Annotated in this window: 19 protein-coding genes; 11 read left to right on the top strand and 8 right to left on the bottom strand. The window is 68.9% G+C overall.

Translation table 11 applies throughout. The annotated features are described in order from the left end of the window. Positions 1 to 84: 84 nt before the first annotated feature. Both LCL61_RS02965 and LCL61_RS02960 read right to left on the bottom strand, forming a co-directional pair. Positions 85 to 918 carry a metal ABC transporter ATP-binding protein gene (locus tag LCL61_RS02965; protein ID WP_340685392.1) on the bottom strand — a complete coding sequence of 278 codons (834 nt, stop codon included), beginning with the start codon at positions 916 to 918 and terminating at the stop codon, positions 85 to 87. Then, positions 918 to 1,850, bottom strand: a complete 933-nt coding sequence (locus LCL61_RS02960) for a metal ABC transporter solute-binding protein, Zn/Mn family (RefSeq protein ID WP_340685391.1) — start codon at positions 1,848 to 1,850, stop codon at positions 918 to 920. Before LCL61_RS02960 ends, LCL61_RS02965 begins: the two co-directional genes overlap by 1 nt. Before the next feature lie 200 nt (positions 1,851 to 2,050). Here LCL61_RS02960 and LCL61_RS02955 point away from each other — a divergent pair, with 200 nt between their 5' ends. From LCL61_RS02955 to LCL61_RS02940, 4 genes are all read left to right on the top strand, one after another. Beyond that, positions 2,051 to 3,151 (top strand): LacI family DNA-binding transcriptional regulator, encoded by a 1,101-nt coding sequence (locus LCL61_RS02955; protein WP_005165317.1) that lies wholly within the window; start codon positions 2,051 to 2,053, stop codon positions 3,149 to 3,151. A 51-nt stretch (positions 3,152 to 3,202) separates the two neighbouring features. Then, positions 3,203 to 3,697, top strand: a complete 495-nt coding sequence (locus LCL61_RS02950; protein WP_340685390.1) for a carbonic anhydrase — start codon at positions 3,203 to 3,205, stop codon at positions 3,695 to 3,697. Between the two features lie 189 nt (positions 3,698 to 3,886). Continuing rightward, the gene (locus tag LCL61_RS02945; RefSeq protein WP_340685389.1) at positions 3,887 to 4,762 is read left to right on the top strand and encodes an A/G-specific adenine glycosylase; all 876 of its coding nucleotides are present in this window, start codon (positions 3,887 to 3,889) and stop codon (positions 4,760 to 4,762) included. A gap of 88 nt (positions 4,763 to 4,850) precedes the next feature. Then, positions 4,851 to 5,813 (top strand): peptidoglycan recognition protein family protein, encoded by a 963-nt coding sequence (locus tag LCL61_RS02940; protein ID WP_340685388.1) that lies wholly within the window; start codon positions 4,851 to 4,853, stop codon positions 5,811 to 5,813. Here the strand turns inward: LCL61_RS02940 and LCL61_RS02935 are convergent. Next, positions 5,758 to 6,912 carry an MFS transporter gene (locus LCL61_RS02935; RefSeq protein ID WP_340685387.1) on the bottom strand — a complete coding sequence of 385 codons (1,155 nt, stop codon included), beginning with the start codon at positions 6,910 to 6,912 and terminating at the stop codon, positions 5,758 to 5,760. The genes LCL61_RS02940 and LCL61_RS02935 overlap by 56 nt on opposite strands. Positions 6,913 to 7,079: 167 nt before the next feature. On the opposite strand from LCL61_RS02935, the gene LCL61_RS02930 reads away from it, so the two are divergent. Further along, positions 7,080 to 8,522 carry a M1 family metallopeptidase gene (locus LCL61_RS02930; RefSeq protein WP_340685386.1) on the top strand — a complete coding sequence of 481 codons (1,443 nt, stop codon included), beginning with the start codon at positions 7,080 to 7,082 and terminating at the stop codon, positions 8,520 to 8,522. Positions 8,523 to 8,808: 286 nt separating this feature from the next. Here LCL61_RS02930 and LCL61_RS02925 read toward each other — a convergent pair whose 3' ends face one another. The 3 genes from LCL61_RS02925 to LCL61_RS02915 are packed head-to-tail and all read right to left on the bottom strand — an operon-like array spanning position 8,809 to position 11,776. Beyond that, positions 8,809 to 9,777: a LysR family transcriptional regulator gene (locus tag LCL61_RS02925; protein ID WP_340685385.1), complete on the bottom strand. Its 969-nt coding sequence runs from the start codon at positions 9,775 to 9,777 to the stop codon at positions 8,809 to 8,811. Next, positions 9,774 to 11,087 carry a cytosine permease gene (locus tag LCL61_RS02920; RefSeq protein ID WP_340685384.1) on the bottom strand — a complete coding sequence of 438 codons (1,314 nt, stop codon included), beginning with the start codon at positions 11,085 to 11,087 and terminating at the stop codon, positions 9,774 to 9,776. Before LCL61_RS02920 ends, LCL61_RS02925 begins: the two co-directional genes overlap by 4 nt. 2 nt (positions 11,088 to 11,089) lie before the next feature. Beyond that, the gene (locus LCL61_RS02915; protein ID WP_340685383.1) at positions 11,090 to 11,776 is read right to left on the bottom strand and encodes a tRNA-dependent cyclodipeptide synthase; all 687 of its coding nucleotides are present in this window, start codon (positions 11,774 to 11,776) and stop codon (positions 11,090 to 11,092) included. A 159-nt stretch (positions 11,777 to 11,935) separates the two neighbouring features. Here LCL61_RS02915 and LCL61_RS02910 point away from each other — a divergent pair, with 159 nt between their 5' ends. The 3 genes from LCL61_RS02910 to LCL61_RS02900 all read left to right on the top strand — a co-directional run bounded on the left by LCL61_RS02910 (position 11,936) and on the right by LCL61_RS02900 (position 13,779). Further along, the gene (locus tag LCL61_RS02910) at positions 11,936 to 12,889 is read left to right on the top strand and encodes a LysR family transcriptional regulator (RefSeq protein WP_340685382.1); all 954 of its coding nucleotides are present in this window, start codon (positions 11,936 to 11,938) and stop codon (positions 12,887 to 12,889) included. Between the two features lie 92 nt (positions 12,890 to 12,981). After that, on the top strand, positions 12,982 to 13,332 hold the full coding sequence (locus LCL61_RS02905; RefSeq protein WP_037335273.1) for a rhodanese-like domain-containing protein: 351 nt from the start codon (positions 12,982 to 12,984) through the stop codon (positions 13,330 to 13,332). A 12-nt stretch (positions 13,333 to 13,344) separates the two neighbouring features. Next, positions 13,345 to 13,779, top strand: a complete 435-nt coding sequence (locus LCL61_RS02900; protein WP_034310116.1) for a thioredoxin family protein — start codon at positions 13,345 to 13,347, stop codon at positions 13,777 to 13,779. Here the strand turns inward: LCL61_RS02900 and LCL61_RS02895 are convergent. Beyond that, positions 13,761 to 14,558, bottom strand: a complete 798-nt coding sequence (locus LCL61_RS02895; RefSeq protein WP_340685381.1) for an alpha/beta hydrolase — start codon at positions 14,556 to 14,558, stop codon at positions 13,761 to 13,763. The two genes, LCL61_RS02900 and LCL61_RS02895, sit on opposite strands and share 19 nt — an antisense overlap. Here LCL61_RS02895 and LCL61_RS02890 point away from each other — a divergent pair. Further along, complete coding sequence (locus LCL61_RS02890) at positions 14,557 to 15,996, top strand: M1 family metallopeptidase (RefSeq protein WP_340685380.1); 1,440 nt, start codon at positions 14,557 to 14,559, stop codon at positions 15,994 to 15,996. The genes LCL61_RS02895 and LCL61_RS02890 overlap by 2 nt on opposite strands. A 345-nt stretch (positions 15,997 to 16,341) precedes the next feature. On the opposite strand, the gene LCL61_RS02885 is transcribed toward LCL61_RS02890, so the two are convergent. Further along, entirely contained in the window at positions 16,342 to 17,532 is a 1,191-nt protein-coding gene (locus LCL61_RS02885; protein ID WP_340685379.1) for an FAD-dependent monooxygenase, read from the bottom strand. A 60-nt stretch (positions 17,533 to 17,592) separates the two neighbouring features. Here LCL61_RS02885 and LCL61_RS02880 point away from each other — a divergent pair, with 60 nt between their 5' ends. Then, positions 17,593 to 17,901 carry an antibiotic biosynthesis monooxygenase family protein gene (locus LCL61_RS02880; RefSeq protein WP_016337748.1) on the top strand — a complete coding sequence of 103 codons (309 nt, stop codon included), beginning with the start codon at positions 17,593 to 17,595 and terminating at the stop codon, positions 17,899 to 17,901. After that, positions 17,894 to 18,721, top strand: coding sequence for an SIR2 family NAD-dependent protein deacylase (locus LCL61_RS02875; protein WP_340685378.1), 828 nt, complete (start codon positions 17,894 to 17,896; stop codon positions 18,719 to 18,721). The genes LCL61_RS02880 and LCL61_RS02875 overlap by 8 nt, the downstream gene beginning before the upstream one ends. Positions 18,722 to 18,726: the final 5 nt, after the last annotated feature.

The following is an 18,726-nucleotide window of genomic DNA, read 5'->3' as shown; positions in this document are numbered from 1 at the left end:
GGCCCGATCCCGCGGCCTCCGGCCGGGGCGGGTTCGGCGTGTGGTCCGGACCGCACGAATGACCTCACTTCGTCTACCACGGCGCTAACAAGCCTGTTCGTCGATGTGGTGGGGTTCGTCCTCGCACAGCGCGCTCTGCGCACCGGCGACGTGGATCTGCCCGCCGACCTTCAGCACCTCGATGCGGGTGCCGTACAGCTCGGACAGGGTCTCCGAGTTCATCACCTCGTCCGGCTTGCCGACCCGGAATTGACCGTTCACCAGGTACAGCACCCGGTCCACATAGGACAGGATCGGGTTGATCTCGTGGGTGACGAACAGGACGGCCGTCTCGGCGGAGCGCCGCCGCTCGTCGATCAGTTCGCTGACCGCGCGCTGGTGCGCGAGGTCGAGGGAGAGCAGCGGCTCGTCGCAGAGCAGGACTTCGGGGTCACCGACCAGGGACTGCGCGACACGGAGCCGCTGCTGCTCGCCACCGGAAAGCCGCCCCACCGGCTGCTTCGCGTACGCCTGCGCGCCGACGGACTCGATCGCCCGCGCGACGAGCTGACGCCGCTTCGAGATCCCGAAGAGGCCGGTGCCCCACCGGTGCCCGTCCAGGCCGAGGCCGACCAGGTCCACGCCGCGCATCGTCAGGCCCTCGTCGAGGGCGCGCTGCTGAGGGATGTAGCCGATCCGCCGGTTCGTCCCGCCGGGGCGCCGCCCCGCGATCTCGACCGTGCCCTCGGGCAGCCCCTGCTGGCCGAGCAGCACCTTGAGCAGGCTGCTCTTCCCGGAGCCGTTCGGCCCGAGGATCGCGAGGAACTCGCCGGGTTCGACGTCGAGGTCGAGCCCGGACCAGAGGGTCCTGGGGCCGAATGCGAGGCTCGCCCCGCGAACACGGACCGCGGGGCGAGCTTCGGCGGGTACGGAGGTCACTACTTCAGTGCTCCGGCCAGCGCGTCCACTTCCTTGGTCATCCATGCAATGTAGTCGGTCACACCCTGGGGCAGCGTTTCGGTGACGTCGATGACCGCGATACCGGCGTTCTTGGCGTCGCCGACGACCTGCTGCGTGACCGGGGTGGTGGTCTGCGCGTTGTTGACCAGCGCCTTGACCTGCTTGCCGGAGATCAGCTGCTTGACCTCGTTGAGCGCGGCGGCGGGCACGTCCTGCTCCGCTTCCACGGCCTCGGCGAAGGCCGGCGGCGTCGCGTCGGTGACCTTCGCGCTGTCGAGCAGGTAGTGCGCGACGGGCTCGGTCGCGACGACCTTCGCGCCCGAGGCGCCCAGCCCCGAGACCTTCTTCAGGAGTTCCTGGGTCTTGCCCTTGAACGCGGTCGCGTTGGCGGTGAAGGCGTCCTTCGAGGCGGGCTGGATCTCGCCGAGCTTCGCGGCGACCTGGTCGGCGACCTTCTCGACGCCGGGCAGGCTGTACCAGACGTGCTCGTTCTCGTTGCCGGTCGCGGCGATGTCGACGGCGACCAGCTTCTGCGCGCCGGTGGCCTGGTCGGCGAGCTTGGAGAAGAAGTCGTCGTAGCCGCCGCCGTTGGACAGCGTCAGCTTCGCGTTCTTCGCGGCGACGGCGTCGCTCGCGGTGGTCTCGTAGGAGTGCGGGTCGGCCGAGGGGTCGTGGATGATCGAGGTGACCTCGACCTTGTCGCCGCCGACGGCGGTCACGACACTGCCCCAGACGTCGGTCGAGGCGACGACCTTGATCTTTTCGCCGCCGCCCGGGTTCGCGGCGGACGCGTTCTGCGAACCGGAGCCCGTCGACGCCTTGTCGCTCGACGCGCAGGCCGTCGCGCCGAGCGCGAGGACGGCCAGGGCCGACACGGCCGCGAAAACACTCTTGGTACGGCGGGAATTCATTTACTGCACTCCTGCGGATGCCCTGGCCAGGTGTCCCCAATGCCGGGTAATGGAAACCGTTGTCAGATTCAACTGTACCCCATCAGGATGACGACACCTCCGGTCCAGGTCCGAGCTGTACCCAGGGTCACTCTGAATCGAGACCTGCCACACGTCGGGTGATGCTTCTGCAAAACGTTCTGAACCGTTACGGTTTGCGGATGGGCCGTCCTATCCGCACCAGGAGGCAGGCGACACTGGCGTCGTTGGCCGCAGAGCTCGGTGTGTCGAGGACCACCGTCTCGAACGCCTACAACCGACCGGACCAGTTGTCCCCTGAGCTGCGCCGTCGCGTCCTCGAGACCGCACGCCGCCTCGGCTACCCGGGCCCGGACCCGGTGGCCCGTTCACTGCGGACGCGCAAAGCCGGCGCTGTCGGCCTTTTGCTCACCGAGAACCTCTCCTACGCCTTCCGCGACCCCGCCGCCGTCGGCGTGCTCGAAGGGCTGGCGCTGGCCTGCGAGGACGCGGGCGTCGGCCTGCACCTGGTCCCGGCGAGCCCGGGCAGGGAGGACGTCGCGGCCGTGCACCGCGCCGGCGTCGACGGCTTCGTCGTCTACTCGGTGCCCGACGACGACCCGCATCTCGGTGCCGTGCTGGAACGCCCGGTGCCGACGGTGATCGTCGACCAGCCCCGGGTGGACGGGGTCGACCGGGTCGGCCCGGACGACGCGGCCGCGGTCACCGCCATGGCCGAGCACCTCATCTCGCTGGGCCACCGGCAGATCGGCGTGCTGTGCATGCGGCTGGCCCGCGAGCGCAACGACGACTTCGTCTCCATCCAGCGGCAGAGCGCCGCACACTTCCACGTCCAGCGCATCCGGCTGGAGGCGCTGGCCGCCGCGTTCTCGGCGGCCGGGGTCGACTGGGCGACGGTGCCGGTGGTCGAGCGCTTCGACCACACCGTGGACGACGGCGCGTCGGCCGCACGCCAGCTGCTCGACGCGTATCCGCAGGTCACGGCCGTGATCTGCACGTCGGACATCCTCGCTCTCGGCGCTCTGGCCGAGGCGGAACGCCGGGGCCTGCGCGTGCCGCAGGACCTGACGGTCACCGGGTTCGACGGCATCACCGAGGCCGAGCGCTCCGGCCTCACCACGGTCCACCAGCCGGTGCTCGAGAAGGGCAAGGCGGCGGGCAAGCTGCTGCTCAGCTCGGCCGACCGGGTCGGGCCGAAGGTGATCACCCTGCAGACGGAACTACGGGTCGGCCGCACGTCGGCGCCGCCACGAACGGCGGAAGAACGCTGGTTCGGGCCGTGATCTGCGCCCGCACACGTTGCTCTCCCCCGGCGTGTCGGTTCCAATGAGCGTGTGACCTCAATCGACGTACTGCTCAAGCGCAACCAGGAGCTGGGTGATGTCACTCCTGGTGACCGCTCGTCTCCGAGGCCATCACTCCAGGTGGCTATTCTGACCTGCATGGACGCCCGTATCCGGGTGTTCGAGATCTTCGGCCTGATCCAGGGCGAGTCCCACATCCTGCGTAACGCGGGCGGGGTCGTCACCGACGACATGATCCGCTCGCTCGCGCTCAGCCAGCGGAAGCTCGGCACGCGCGAGGTGCTGATCGTGCAGCACACCGACTGTGGCCTCTCCATGGTCACCGAAGACGATTTCAAGGACGAACTCGAAGCCGCCAGCGGGCTGCGCCCGACATGGTCGGTCGAGGCGTTCCGGGAGGTCGAGGACAGTGTGCGCCGGTCGGTGCAGCGCGTCCGGCGCAGCGACTTCCTGCCGCACACCGACAACGTGCGCGGGTTCGTCTACGACGTGAAGCTGGGGCAGCTGCATGAGGTCGCGCACTGACGGAAACCCGCCGAAGGGGCGCCGATCCCGCTGAACGTCACGTTGAGCAAGGAGGCGCCCCTTCATCGTGTTTCCGTGGGCCTCCGGCCCAAAAGAGCGTGCGCGACGGGTGAAGTCTCCGTCGGGCGCGGAGCGCCCTTGGGGAGACGCCTTTGAGGCGCGACCGGGCGCTCGTTTTAAGCTGGCTCGGTGGGCGTCGACGCGGATGTGCTGACCGAGTGGTTCGACGAAGTGGGGCGCGACCTCCCTTGGCGTGAGCCCGAATGCACCGCGTGGGGTGTGCTCGTCAGCGAGATCATGTTGCAGCAGACACCGGTCGCGCGGGTCCAGCCGATCTGGCTCGACTGGATGGCGCGCTGGCCGGTGCCGTCGGCGCTGGCGGCGTCGTCGCAGGGCGAGGTCGTGCGCGCCTGGGGCAAACTCGGCTACCCGCGGCGCGCGTTGCGGCTGCACGCCGCGGCGGCCGTCATCGCCGCCGAACACGGCGACGTCGTTCCGTCCGATGTGGACACTCTGCTCGCGCTGCCCGGCATCGGCGCGTACACCGCGCGCGCCGTCGCCGCCTTCGCCTACGGCAAACGGGCACCGGTGGTGGACACGAACGTCCGGCGCGTGGTGGCCAGGGCCGTGCACGGCGCCGGTGACGCCGGGCCGCCGTCGAACACCCGCGACATGGCCGACGTCGAAGCGCTGCTGCCGCCGGACGACGCGCCCGCCGCGAAACTCTCGGCCGCGCTGATGGAACTCGGCGCGCTCGTCTGCACCGCGCGTTCGCCGCGATGCGCGGACTGCCCGATCTACGACGACTGCGCGTGGCAGCACGCGGGAAGGCCCGCATACGCCGGGCCCGCGAAGCAGGTCCAGAAGTTCGCCGGCACCGACCGCCAAGTGCGCGGGCTGCTGCTCGACGTCCTGCGTGGCAGCGAAGGCCCGGTCGAGAAGGCGCGGCTCGATCTCGTCTGGCACGAATCCGGGCAGCGCGACCGCTGCCTCGACTCCCTGCTCGTGGACGGGCTGCTCGAACAGACCGGGGACGGCCTGTTCGCACTTCCTGGCGAACACTAACGCATTACGACAAAAGTCGGTAAATGGTTGTCATCGGCACGGTGGCGGGTTAGTTTTCCGGCCAACGCGCATGATGGGAGTTTCGCCCGTGGCCGACTTCGACCGACGTACCGCGCTCAAGGGCGGCCTGACGGTAAGCGCCGTCGGGCTACTGGGGACAGCAACGATTTCCGCCGCCGACGCGGCGTCCGGGGTGACAGAACCGAAGATATACGGAACGGCCGCGTGGAGCGCCCGGCCGCCGAACGGCACGATCGAGGTGCAGAACCACAAGCCGACGTACATCGTCGTGCACCACACGGTCGAGCCGGGGAACGTCACCGACTACACGCTCGAACACGCCTTCTGGGCGTCGCGCTCCATCCAGAATTTCCATATGGACACCCGCGGCTGGGTCGACACCGGCCAGCAGTTCACGAACAGCCGCGGCGGGCACATCACCGAAGGCAGGCATCGCAGCCTGGAGATCCTGCGCGGCGGTACCCAGCACGTGCTGGGCGCGAACGTGGGCAACAACAACAGCACCTGCATCGGGATCGAGAACGAAGGCCTCTACAGCGAAGAGGACGTCACGCCGGCGCTCTGGGACTCGCTGGTGAAGCTGGTCGCGTACATCGCTTCGCAGTACGGGATTTCGCCGGAATTCATCAAGGGCCACCGGGACTTCAACTCGACCGAATGCCCGGGCACCGTGTTGTACAACAGGCTTCCGGAACTGCGCACCGAGGTCGGCAAGCTGCTGGGATCCGCGTCGCCGAAGGTGGATCTGCCGGAATGGCCGCTCCTCAAACCCGGCGACAGCGGGCCGCGGGTGCGGATGGCACAGGAACTCCTGCGGGCACGCGGTTTCGCCGTGCCCGCCGACGGACTCTTCGGACAGTCCACAAAGGATGCCGTCGCCGCGGTGGCGGCCCGGCACAGGCTGGAACGCGACGCCTGCGGCGCGACCGCGGCGACCGACGAGACCGGCTTCCTCGGCTCCGACGTCTGGCCGCTCATCGTCGGGTCCGGCACTGATCTGCGGGCGCTGAAAGCACGACTCGCGGGCTGAACAGCAGCGGCGACAGGATCACCAAGGCGGCGTACCAAGGGAGCAGACCCGTTCCCAGCGGCAGCAGCAGTCCGCCGATGAGCGCGCCCCCGGCGACGGCGCCGTTCCAGGCCGCGATCGTGAGCGACTGGGCGGCGTCGGCCGTGGGGCCCGCGAGCAAGGCGGTGACGGCCTGGAACGCGGTCGGCGCGCCGCCGAACCCCAGGCCCCACAGGCCGGCGGCCGCCAGCACCAGACCGTGGACACCGTCGCTGATCCCCAGCAGGACGATGGCGGCGGCGGTCACGACGGTGCAGGACAGCAGCACGGCGCGCGGACGGCTGTCGAGGGCGGAGCCGACCGCGGCCATCCCGCCCACCGCGGCGCAGCCGAACACCAGCAACGCCGCGCCCAGCAACGTTTCCGCCTCCAGACCGGCGAGCACCGGACCGACGTAGGTGTAGGCCACGTTGTGCCCCAGCGAGAACAACGCCACCGTCGCGAGCACGGGACGCATCCCGGGCAGCCGTGACGCGGCCAGCGGCCGGGTGGGGCCTGCCGGGTCCGCGAGCACGGCGGGCACCGCGACGAGCACCCAAACCAGCAACGGCACGGTGATCAGCGCCATCGCGGCGAACGCCCAGCGCCAGTCGGCGAGTTCGCCGAGCGCGGTACCGGCGGGCACGCCCAGCGCGAAGCCGATCGGTGTGCCCGACATGGCCACCGCCAGCGCCCGCCCGGTGAGCCCCGGCGGGGCGAGACGCATCGCGTAGCCGGCCACGAGTGACCACATCACCCCGGTCAGCGCCCCGGAAACGACCCGCGCGGCCAGGATCAGCGGGTACGACGAGGCCACGGCGATCACCAGGTTGGTGACCAGGAAGCCTGCGATCAGCGCCAGCAGCAGGCGTTTGCGCGGTACCCGGAGGGTCGCGCCGGTGAGCGGGACGGCGGTCAGCGCGGTGGTGATCGCGTAGACCGTCACCAGCTGCCCGGTGGCCGACGGGGAAACGCCCAGATCCTCGGACATGCCCAGCAGCAGCCCGGCGGGCAGCACTTCGGTGAGGCAGCCGAGGAAGACCGTCGTCGTCAGCGCGAGCAGCGCCGGGAGAGGCAGCATGCCTCGACGATCTCCACTCCCTCGCGGCGCGCGATAGTCCCTGGCGGGTATGCCGAGGGGTTATCGGCCGGGATAACCCGGCGGCATGACCGGCTGGCAGTGCCGCGCGCGGCGCGCACGTACGCACGATGACCGGACATCCTCCCCTTGAGAGAGAAGGCTCGTTCATGACCGTGCGGCTTCGGTGGCAGGAGCCACTGTGCACCGCGTTGCTCGCCACCACGATGATCGGCACCTGCCCGGCTTCGGCGGCGGCCCAGCCGGCACCCGGCAGCGACGGATACGTGCACGTCTCGCCCGACGGGACCGTCCTCGGACCCGATCCTTACTACCCGAAGGACGGCAACGGCGGTTACGACGTCGGCAAGTACTCACTCGCGCTGCGGTACGCGCCGTACTCGATGCTGCTGAGCGGCAGGGCGACGATCACCGCGACGGCGACTCAGGACCTGAGCCGGTTCGACCTCGACCTGCGCGGGCTCACCGTCCGGTCGGTCACCGTCGACGGGGTGGCCGCCACGTTCCGGCGGGCAGGTGAACACGAGCTGGTGATCACCCCGCGGACCCCGGTGGCCGTCGGCAGGACGTTCACCGTGGTGGTCGATTACGACGGCCGCCCGGAACCGATTCCCACCGCGCGGGGCCGGGTCGGCTGGCTCGCCGCTTACGGCGATTCGGCCGTGGCCACTGGGCAGCCGCGTTCGGCGATGACCTGGTTCCCCGTCAACGGCACCGAAGCCGACAAGGCGGCGCTGCAGGTCTCCGTCACCGTCCAAGACGAATTCTCCGTACTGGGCAACGGTTTCCAGGTCTCCGACGTGCCCGCGGGCCCGGGACGGCACACTGTCACCTGGTCGGAGGAAACCGCCCTCGCGCCGAGCACGGCGATGCTCGGCATCGGGCGCTGGGAGGTCGAGCGGATCGCTCTTCCTGGTGGACGGACGGCGGTCAACGCCTACCACCCGTGCGCCGTGGACAAGCGGCAGATCGGCGGGCGGCTGCCCGAGGTCCTGGAATTCCTCACCGGGAAGTTCGGCGACTACCCGCAATCGGCGGCGGGCGGGCTGTTCCTCGACCGCTCCCTCGGCTACACGCACGGCGCGCAGACCCGGCCGGTGTACGGCCGCACCGCCACCATCGCCGATCTGGTGTACGCCGTCGCGTACCAGTGGTGGGGAGCCGGAGTGAGCGGCAAGATGTGGCGCGACGCGCTGATGCCCGAGTCCGTCGCGCGGTACGCCGTCTGGTTGTGGGACGAGACCAAGAGCGGTGCCGATCTGGACCGTCGCTACCGGGAGATGGTGGCCGCGGTGCGCGACGACCCGGCTTTCTGGGCGCCCAAGCTCACCGATCCGGGCAAGGGCACCGAATTCGCGCCGACGACCAAGGCGGTGCTCATGGTGCACGCGCTGCGCCGTCACATCGGCGACGAAGCGTTCTTCCAGATCATGGCGGGCTTCCCGATGATCAACCCGCAGGGAAATCAGAACTGGCACGACTTCGAGCTCTACGTCTCCGCGATGACCCAGCGTGACCTCGGCGAGTTCAACCAGGCCTGGCTGGACGGCACGGTGCGGCCGCCGGACGAACTCCTCTTTCCCGGGACGTAGGGCCTCGTACGAACCGTCCTCGTCCTAGGTACCTCCGTGGATTCCGGGCGGGCAATGACACTGGCACCTGACGTCAAGACTCGTGAGTCTCCGTACCGATGCGGCGGGTTCGCGTGATTGACCGGACGACACGCGTGATCCGGTGGACGACACGCGTGACTGGATGGACGCCGCGAGTCGTCCTCCTGAACACGCGTCGTCCATCCCAACACGCGTGTCGTCCGTCCAATCACGCGAAACCGCCGTCCGCGCACCGGCAGTACGTACCTAAGACCGTCCTTACCGCTCACGAGTCCAGGTACTCGGCGTAGACGGGCGCCGTCCTCGCTTCGGCCCAGTACGCTTCGACCACGGCGGAGATCAGCTCCTCCCGCCGCCCCGCCACGAAGGTCTCCTTGTTCCACGCGAGAATGTGCCTGCGCGGCAACACATCCCCGCGCAGCGGCCGGGGCACGATGCCGTGGTTCCCCGGATCGCAGATCGGTTGCGACAGCCCGACCGCGCCCGCCTTGACCACCAACAGCGCCACCTGCTGCGAAGTCACCTGATGGGTGAACGACGGGCTGAAGCCGTGCCGCGCGCAGGTGTCGGCGAAGTACTTGGTGAACGTGGCCGCCGACGAATCGGACACCATCACCCACGATTCGTCCCGCAGGTCGCGCAGGTCGACGACCTTCTCGCGCGCCAGCGGATGGAACTCCGGCAGCAGGACGAAGGTCGGCTCGGTCACCACCACCGCGGTGTCCACGTTCGCGGGGAGTTCGAGCTCGTATCCCGGATAGTCCTTGACCAGCCCCAATTCCGCGCGCCGCTGGGCCAGCAGCGGCAGCAGCCGTTCGGGGTGGTCGTCGTGCACGACCTGCACTTCGGAGACCTCGGGCCACAATCCCGTCACCAGTGAGGGCAGGTGCGCCACCAGCGCGCTGGCCACCGCCACCACCCGGACCACGTCGGGCGGGCCGCCGGGACAGCCGCGCTGCTCGATGTCTTCGAGCAGTTTGTCCAGCTGTGGCAACAAAGCGGCGGTGCGGCGCAAGAGCAGTTCGCCCATCGGCGTCGGGGTCACACCGCCCTCGCGCCGGTCGAACAACCGGTAGCCCAGCATGTTCTCCAGCCGTTTGAGTTGCGCGGAAACCGCGGGCTGGGTGACACCGAGAGCGATCGCGGCCCGGGAAAGGCTTCCCGTGTCCGCGATCGCCCTGATCACCCGCAGGTGGTGGACATCCAGCTGTACGACGTCGAACTCCTTTGTCACGAACGGGTTTTCGACCCGCCGGAAGAAGTCATGGCCGTGGAGGACACCGCGGCCGCGGTCCGTCTGCCGAAAAGAATATACAGGAGAAAAGCACCAAGAACGGAGTTCACGGTGGGGATTCCCCACGGCAGCCAGGCCCCCACCGCCGCCCCGGCCACCCAGCAGATCAGCGCGGAAGGAACCCAGGACGGGCAGGTGGACGGCAGCTCCCCGGACGCGCGGGTGGCGTCCAGCTCCGGTTTCCAGCGCCGGACCACGTAGTACTCGGCGATCACCACCCCGGCCACCGGTGGCGTGAGCACGCCGACCCAGGTCAGGAAGGTGGTGAAGTGGTCGAGGACGCCGATCGCGGAGAGGACCGTGCCGAGACCGCCGAGCAGCAGGGTCGCGGTGGTGCGGTCCAACCGCCGGGACAGCAGCACCTGCACGGTGTTCACCAGCCCGAGCGAGGACGAATACAGGTTCCAGTCGTTGATCTTCAGGATCGCGGTGACCAGGATCAGCGTGCCGAGCACACCGGACGACGAGGTGATGATCCCGACCACGTCGGCGCTTTTCGCCGCGTGCGCGAGCAGGACCCCGATCAGGCCGATGAGGTACTGGCCGAGGGTGACGCTGACCAGGGTCTGCTTCACCACGTCGGACGCGGTCCGGTTGAACCGGGTCATGTCCGGCGTCATGATCGCGCCCATGATGAACGCGCCCGCCACCAGCGTGGTGCCCTGTGCCAGCGACATCGACGGTCCCGGCGGCGGCTCGGCCATCAGTGCCGGCAGGGAATGGTCGCCGAGCGCCGAGATGATCGAAAACCCCGCCAGCGCGAGGAAAGCGGGCACCGTCAGATACGCCGTCCAGGCCATCGCGTGGAAGCCGAACACGACGATCGCGGTGACCAGCGCGCCGCCCGCGAGCGCCCACACCCACACCGGCGGGCCGCCCATCAGGGCGTGGAGGCCGTGGGCGAACACGTCGTTCTGCACCCCGAACCAGCCTGCCAGGCTCAAGGTCATCAGGAGACCGACCAGCGAGGACCCGCCGGTGCCGAATCCGGTCCAGCGCGCGAGCACCGATGTCGAAAGCCCCTCCCGGGTGCCGGCGATGCCCATCAGGATGGTGATGATCTCCAGCAATACCGAACCGATCGTGATGGCCAGTACCGCTTCCCAGAACGTCATGCCGAAGCCGAGCACCGCGCCGAGCAGGAACTGGTGGAACGAGGACACCTGACCGAACCGTTGCAACGCGACGGAAATCCAGGAGTAGCGGCGGTCGGCGGGCACCCGGCGAAGGGAGAAGTCGTCGTGTTCCACGGTCACTCCACTCGTTCCGGGACGGCTTGTTCGAGGACGACGAAACCTTGGCCGGGCAGCGGCCGCCACGAGAGTTCGCCGCGGTAGAGCCGTTCGAGGAAGGCGACCCGCTGGTGATAGGCGAACACGGAGCTTTCGACCCCGGCCACCGCGACGGTGCCGACGAACATCGGCAACTCGGCGAGGAAGTACCGGACCGCGCTGCGCAACTGGTCGCGCGTGGGATGTTCGCCCTCGGGCAGCCGCCGGTCCAGCACCCAGCCCGTGGCGCCAAGGCACTGCTCGGCGAACTCCGGATCGGTGGCGAACCGGTGGTGTGCCTCGGAAAGCAGGCCGAGGTACGCGCTGTCGGCTTCGAGCGCCGCGGAATCCAGGATCAAGGTGTGCGGATCCGGCGAACAGACCTGCTCCAGCGCGCGGACGATCTTGTTCCGCGTGTAATTTCCTTGCCGCTGCGCCTTCTGCGCGGCGCGGACCGGGTCGTAGCCGAGCGCTTCGAGGGTGAACGCGGACGGGCCGTCGGGGACGAAGAAATGGAAACCGTGAAAGGCCGACATGGCCCAGCGGGCGAGATCGGCGATGCGGTCCACGGTGAAATGGCTGTTGAACGGGCTGACACCCAGGCAAACGTGTTCGGCTCGCGCCAGCGGATCAGCGCAATGCTCCGTGAGCGGCAGTGGTCGCGGCAAGACGGCTCCTGATTCGCGTGATATGCGGGGCGTCGACCGAACGTAGCCACGGCCGGATGGCACGGGTATTGCCACCGAATGTTGTCACCGGGTTATGAGAAATCGGGTGTCTCGACTTTCGGGGGTGCCGGGCGCGAACGGGTCGCGGTATACGAAGTCATGGAGATTCAGGTTCGGCATCTTCGCGTGATCTGTGAGATAGCCGCCTCCGGCAGCCTCAACCGTGCCGCGGCCGGACTGGGACTCGGCCAGCCCGCGCTCAGCCACCAGCTGCGCCGGATCGAGCGGATGGTCGGCGGCCCGCTGTTCCACCGCGACCAGCACGGGGTGCGGCCCACCGAACTCGGCGCCCTGATCCTGCGGCGGGCGCGGGCGATCGTGCTCACCTTCGACGAACTGGAGCTCGACTTCCACCGTCAGGAACCCGAGACGGCAGAATCGATCAGGATCGGCTGGAACGACAGCGCCATCACGGGTTCGCTGCTCGGCGGACTGCGCGACCTGCGCCCGGGCGAGCCGTTCCGCACACGCGCGGACACCTCACGCACGCGGCTGCTCGCGCAGGTCGCGAACCGGGGCATCGACCTCGCGCTGATCATGATCTGCGGCGGGCGCGGCCTCCCTGTGCCGCCGGACGTGCGGACCATGACCCTGGTGGAGGAGCCGTCGTTCGTGGCGATCCCCGCGGAACACCCGCTCGCCGCCGAAGAGGAGATCGAGCTCGCCGAGCTGGCCGGGGAGGACTGGATCGTGTCGAGTGGCGGCGACGGCTGCCGGGTGGTGTTCCGCGAAATGTGTCTCGCGCACGGTTTCGACCCCCGGATCACCCACGACGCCGACATCGACACCACGCGCGAGGATCTGGTCAGCGGCGGGTACGGCGTCGGGCTGGTCCAGCCGACCCGGCCACCGGCGGACGGGCTGGCCATCCGGCCGCTGGCCGGCGCGCCGATGTGCGTGCGGCATGTGCTCGCGTGGCGGGAAGACGGTCCGTGCGCGCACGGTGTCCCGGAACTCGCCACCGAGGCGAGAGCGGGCTATTGGCGGCTCGCCGAACGGACGGCGTCGTACCGCTCCTGGCTGCACCGCCACGGCAGGGCGGCCGCTGGATAACCCCTCGGCATGCCGAGGCGGCACTAGAGCGTGTCCCGCGAGACGACCGACGATGTGAATCGTCAATCACGGTCGCCGAAAGAAGGGGCACCATGCTGCCGTTGATCACCCGTACGGAACTGCTTTCCCGGATGGAGTCCGGTTCGGTGGTCGTGGTCGACACGATGCCGGTCGCCTATTTCGACAAGGAGCATCTGCCGGAAGCGCGCAACATTCCGGGTTTCCCGTACGAGCGGGCCGCCGAATTCACCGACCGGCTGGCACCCGTGGTGCTTCCGGACAAGGCCGCCGCGATCGTCGTCTATTGCGCGAACACGCCGTGCCGCAACAGTGAATTCGTCGGACGGCGGCTGCTGGAGCTCGGGTACACGAACGTCCGCAAGTACCGCGAAGGCATCGAAGACTGGGTCGCGAACGATCTTCCGACCTGGTCATCGTCCTGAAAGGAGATCGTCTTGTCCAAGTGCAAACGGTTCGTCTGCGTGCTGGCCGGTGTGCTGGCGCTCATCACCGGCTTCGGCAACGGCGTGGCTTCGGCCGCGCCGGCGGCCGAGAACGTGATGACGGTGACTTCGGCCAACTACGCCGAGGTCATGAACATCTCGCGGCAGAAGCTGGTCATCATGGACTTCGGCGCCACCTGGTGCCCGCCGTGCCGCCAGATGAAGCCCGTGATCGAACGGCTCGCCGGTGAATACGGCGGCCGGTTCCTGCTGGGCGAGGTCGACGTCGACCAGAGCCGCGACCTGTCCACCCGGTACAACATCCGCTACCTCCCGACGCTGGTCGGTGTCCGCAACGCCGCCGAACTGCCGTCGTCGCGGAACATCGGTTACCCGGGCGAAGCGCGGTTGCGCGCCTGGATCGACGCTCAGCTCGCGAAGGGCTGACCGAGGACGTCGGAGAGAAAAGCTTCGACGGCACCGAGGTAGGTCTCCGGCGCTTCGTCGTGCACCACGTGCCCGGCGCCTTGGACGACGATGTGCCGTCCGAGGCCGCCGGGCACGCGTGCGGCCAGCTCGGCCTGCTGGCCGTGCGGCATCGCGGTGCGTTCGCCCTCGATCGCGAGCAGCGGGCATTTCACGCGTTCGACGAACTCCCAGAAGTCGCGCCTGCCCCATTCGGCCGCGATCTCGTACAGGTCCGGGAGGGACGCGATCAGGTGGTAGCCGTCGTCGCGTTCCTCGACGCATTCGACGAAGTAGTCGCCGGTGTCGCCGAAGAACTCGCGCACGTGGGCCAGCGAGCGGAACGGGACCGGCCACGATTCGAAGTACCCGCGCCAGGTGTCCACGGTCCGGCCGCGCTGGTCCGGCGCGAAGTCCTCGCAGACCACGGCGCGGACGAGCTCGGGATGGGTGGCCGCGGTGACCCACGCGTGCAGGCCGCCCATCGAATGTCCGATCAGGACCGCGGGTTCGTCGAAGGTCCGCAGCACCGCGGCGACGTCGTCGGCGAACCGCTCGGTGCGCCAGGGTCCGCCACGCGGTCCGCGGCCGTGCCCGCGCGCGTCGAGGCCGTGGACACGCCCGTACGGCTGGAGCCTTCGCGCGACCCGCCACCACGTCGTCGCCCTGCCCATCAGTCCGTGCAGAAGGACGATCGGCGGCCCGTCACCGCCGAAAGTGACCAACCCGTCGCGCTGAATCACCACTAAGCTCCCCTCCATGCGCAGCCGTGTCCCCGCCGCCGGTCTGGTCCTGGGGGTCGTCTGCGCCCTGATTATCGGCTGCACCGCCGATCCGCCTCCGGCCACGCCCCCACCGCCGCCGCTGAACCCGGCTCCTGGCGCTTCGGGCGCGGGCGATCCGTACTACCCGATGGACGGGAACGGTGGTTACGACGCGACCGAATACCAGGTGGGTATCACGTACGACCCCGCGAAAGGGCGTCTCGACGGCGACACCACGGTGATCGCGAACGCGACACAGGACCTCGATCGGTACAACTTGGACTTACGCGGCCTGACCGTGCAATCCGTCGAAGTGGACGGGAAACCGGCGAAGTTCGCGCGCGAGGGCGAATTCGAACTGGTGGTGACGCCCGCCGAGCCGATCCGGAACGGGACCGCCTTCCGCACGAAGGTCCTCTACGGCGGCGACCCGTCGGCGACACCCAAGGCGGGCGGCAGCGAGAACGGCTGGCAGAAGTCGAAGGACGGCGGCGCGTTCATCGTCGGCGAGCCGCATTCGGCGTCGTTCTGGTACCCCGTCAACGAGACCCCGCGCGACAAGGCGATGTTCACCCTCACCGCGCGTGTGCCGGACGGCTGGACCGTCATCTCGAACGGGCGCGAGATCCAGAAGTCCTCGGCGAACGGCTGGACCACGGCGTCCTGGCAGGAGCGCACGCCCGTTGCGTCCTATCTGACCACGGTGGCGATCGACAAGTTCACCGTCGACCGGATGGCGCTTCCGGACGGGACCCCGGTGGTCAACGCGTACGCGCCGGGCGCCGAGGACCGGCGCGACGCCGGCAGGCGGCTGCCGGAGATCATCGCTTTCCTGAGCTCGAAGTTCGGGCCGTACCCGGTGGACGCGGCGGGCGGCATCTATCTCGACGAGGACATCCATTTCTCGCTGGAGACCCAGACCAGGCCGACCTACGCGAAATGGGCCGACCTGATCACCGTGGTGCACGAAACCGCGCATCAGTGGTTCGGCGATTCGGTGACGCTGAAATCGTGGTCCGACATCTGCCTCAACGAATGCCTCGCGTCGTACGCGCAATGGCTGTGGCAGGAGTCGCGGGACAACGAGAACCTGGACGACCGCTACCGCGCCGCCCTCGAGATCATGCGGGGCAGCCAGGATTTCTGGACGTCGAAGCTGGTCGACATGGGGGCCGGGCAGGAATTCCACGGCGTCTACGACAAGGGGATCCTGGCCATCCACGCGCTGCGGCGGAAGATCGGCGAAGGCGCGTTCACGCGCCTGCTGAAGGAATGGCCGGCCGCGTACCGGAACACCAACGCATCCTGGGCGGACTTCGAGGCGTTCACGATCAAGCTTTCGGAGCAGAACCTGCGGCCGTTCTTCGACGCGTGGTTCCACGGGACGACGATCCCGCCGGACGCCGAGCTGCTGCCGGGCACCCTGCGAGGCTGAAAATCCCGCATTCAGTCCTCTAAATGCGGAGTGCCGACTGGCGCGGCCGTCCGTGAAGGGCCCCTTCCCTACCCTCAAGGTAGTGAAGGAGGCCTTCACAGCGTGGCGACCGCGCTGACCGTCCACAAGGGACACACTGGTGCGGCGAAATGTCCCTTTGGTGCCCATATGCACAGTTTGGCGCGGGGGTCGTGAGTGGTAAAGAGGGTTAGAACGCTCATTACCACTCACGAGTACCCGAAAAGGACGCCGTCACCGGGACTAGCGTCCCTTATGGACGGTCAAGAGCGCGCCAGGCTACCTGCCGCGAGGCTGAAACTCCCGCATTTAGTCCTCTGAATGCGGTCAGACGCCGGGATAGTCCGGCAGGTCGATGCCGTTCACCACGTCCCGCATCTTCCGCGATGCCAGCGCGGCGAACGGCTTGAGCCGCATCACCCGCATCATCACGTAGCGCATCCGCAGCGCGGTACGCGACTTCGCGAAGATCGACTCCGCGTTCTCCCGCCCCATCTCCTGCGTCTTCTCGACGAACTCGCGCATGACCGCCTCGTAGCGTTTGAGCCCGGTGTCGAGACCGGCGGCGAGCTCTCCGGCGAGAACGTACGCTCCGACGAACGCCAGGCTCGTGCCCTGCCCGGAAAGCGGCGAGGGACAGAAAGCGGCGTCACCCAGCAGCCCGACGCGGCCGCGCGACCAGGACTCCATGATCACCTGGGCGCATGAATCGAAGTAGAAGTCGGACGCCTCGTCCATCCGGTCCAGCAGCCAGGGCGCCTCCCACTCCATCCCGGCCCCGAGCTCGCGCACCAGCGCCTTCTGCGCCTCGACGTCGCGATAGTCGTAGTCGATCTTCTCCGAGGCGAACCCGAAGTAGGCCATCGCCTCGTCGCCGTCGCGGACGGCTCGGATCCCGGCGGACCGGCCGACGTCGTCGTAGCCGACGGCCCAGTTCCGCAGGCCCAGCCGATTCGGCACGGTGAAGAACGCCAGGTACGAGCCCAGGTGCCGGACGAACCGGGACTCTTCGCCGAAGGCCAGCGCCCGCACTCCCGAATGCAGCCCGTCCGCCCCGATGACCAAGTCGTACGTCCGCCGGGCACCGACGGCGAAGGTGACGTCGACACCGTCGGCCCGCTCGTCCAGCGCGGTGATCCGGTCACCGAAGACGTACTCCGTCGTCTCCTTGGTCGCCTCGTAGAGCACTTCGGTCAGGTCGCCGCGGAGGATCTCGATCTCGGCGACGACGCCGTCACCGTCGAAGTCGTCGGCGCGGATCGTGGCCTTCGTGCGGTTCTTCCGGTCGACGAGCGTCTCGCCCTTCGTGTCCGTGCAGGCGGCGCGGATACGTTCGTCCAGGCCCATCCGGCGCGCGACCTCCTTGGCCGTTCCGCGCAGGTCGACGGCCTGGCCGCCGGGGCGCAGCGAAGGCGCGCGCTCCACGACGGTCACCTGGAAGCCGTACCGGGCGAGCCAGAAGGCCAGCGCCGGCCCGGCGACGCTCGCCCCGGAGATGAGGATCTTGATGTCGGCCACCTTGGGAAGGTCCCACGCATCACATCGCGGCGCAAAAGAGTTTCGTCGTAGGCTGGCGGCATGGCTGTCGTGAAGATCAACGCGATCGAGGTCCCCGAAGGCGCAGGCCCCGAGCTGGAGAAGCGGTTCGCCGCGCGGCTGCACGCCGTCGACAACCAGCCCGGCTTCCTCGGCTTCGAGCTGCTCCGCCCGGTCTCCGGCGAGTCGCGCTACTTCGTCTACACCAAGTGGGAGTCCGAAGAGGCGTATCAGGCGTGGGCGTCCGGCCCGGCGCGTGAGGCGCACGCGGGCGAGCGCGCGAAGCCGGTTTCCACCGGCGCGAACCTGCTGGAATTCGAGGTCGTCCAGGCTTCGAAGCCGGGTGAGTGAGCTCGAACGAGCCGCGGAACTGATCGACGGCGCCGGCGCGCTGCTCGTCTGCGCCGGTGCCGGGATGGGTGTCGACTCCGGCCTGCCCGATTTCCGGGGCGACGAAGGTTTCTGGAAGGCGTATCCGCCGTACGAACGGCTGGGCATCAGCTTCGTCGAGCTCGCCGACCCGCGGCATTTCGCCGAAGACCCCGAGCTGGCCTGGGGTTTCTACGGGCACCGGCTCGCGCTGTACCGCGCCACCGTCCCGCACGACGGCTTTCGTCTCCTGCTGTCCTGGGGAGCGCGCAAACCGGGCGGCACGCGCGCGTTCACGTCCAATGTGGACGGACAGTTCCAGAAGGCGGGCTTTCCGCGGGTCGCCGAGGCGCACGGATCCATCCACCATCTGCAGTGCCTCGCCAGCTGCACCAAGGAGATCTGGCCCGCGGACGACGTCGCGGTCCCGATCGACGAAGAAAGCATGCGCGCGCTCGGGCCGCTGCCGTCGTGCCCGCGCTGTGGCGGCCTCGCCCGGCCCAACATCCTGATGTTCGGCGACTACGACTGGCTCGGGCGGCGCAGCCAGGCCCAGCTCGACGAGCTGAACGCGTGGCGCCGCGAGCATCGCGACCTCGTGGTCGTGGAACTCGGCGCCGGACAGGCCGTGCCGACGGTGCGGCGGTACTCGGAGCTGGCCAGCGCCGCGACCGGCGCGCTGGTCCGGATCAACCCGCGCGAGCCGCAGGTCCGGCACGGCCGCGGCGTTTCCCTGGCGAGCAACGGCCTCGAAACGCTCAAGGCACTGGACGCCCTGCTGAAGGGGACCATGCCCGCATGAGACGC

Source organism: Amycolatopsis coloradensis, from assembly GCF_037997115.1.
In the GTDB taxonomy this organism is placed as follows: domain Bacteria; phylum Actinomycetota; class Actinomycetes; order Mycobacteriales; family Pseudonocardiaceae; genus Amycolatopsis; species Amycolatopsis coloradensis_A.
Note: the sequence above shows the minus strand (reverse complement) of the source record. Positions and strands in the feature narration are given on the sequence as shown.

Bases quoted from the DNA above. Each gene is read 5' to 3' on its own strand.
- LCL61_RS02960 (WP_340685391.1), bottom strand. From the start codon at position 1,850: ATGAATTCCCGCCGTACCAAGAGTGTTTTCGCGGCCGTGTCGGCCCTG.
- LCL61_RS02955 (WP_005165317.1), top strand. From the start codon at position 2,051: ATGGGCCGTCCTATCCGCACCAGGAGGCAGGCGACACTGGCGTCGTTG.
- LCL61_RS02935 (WP_340685387.1), bottom strand. From the start codon at position 6,912: ATGCTGCCTCTCCCGGCGCTGCTCGCGCTGACGACGACGGTCTTCCTC.
- LCL61_RS02930 (WP_340685386.1), top strand. From the start codon at position 7,080: ATGACCGTGCGGCTTCGGTGGCAGGAGCCACTGTGCACCGCGTTGCTC.
- LCL61_RS02910 (WP_340685382.1), top strand. From the start codon at position 11,936: ATGGAGATTCAGGTTCGGCATCTTCGCGTGATCTGTGAGATAGCCGCC.
- LCL61_RS02905 (WP_037335273.1), top strand. From the start codon at position 12,982: ATGCTGCCGTTGATCACCCGTACGGAACTGCTTTCCCGGATGGAGTCC.
- LCL61_RS02890 (WP_340685380.1), top strand. From the start codon at position 14,557: ATGCGCAGCCGTGTCCCCGCCGCCGGTCTGGTCCTGGGGGTCGTCTGC.
- LCL61_RS02895 (WP_340685381.1), bottom strand. From the start codon at position 14,558: ATGGAGGGGAGCTTAGTGGTGATTCAGCGCGACGGGTTGGTCACTTTC.
- LCL61_RS02880 (WP_016337748.1), top strand. From the start codon at position 17,593: ATGGCTGTCGTGAAGATCAACGCGATCGAGGTCCCCGAAGGCGCAGGC.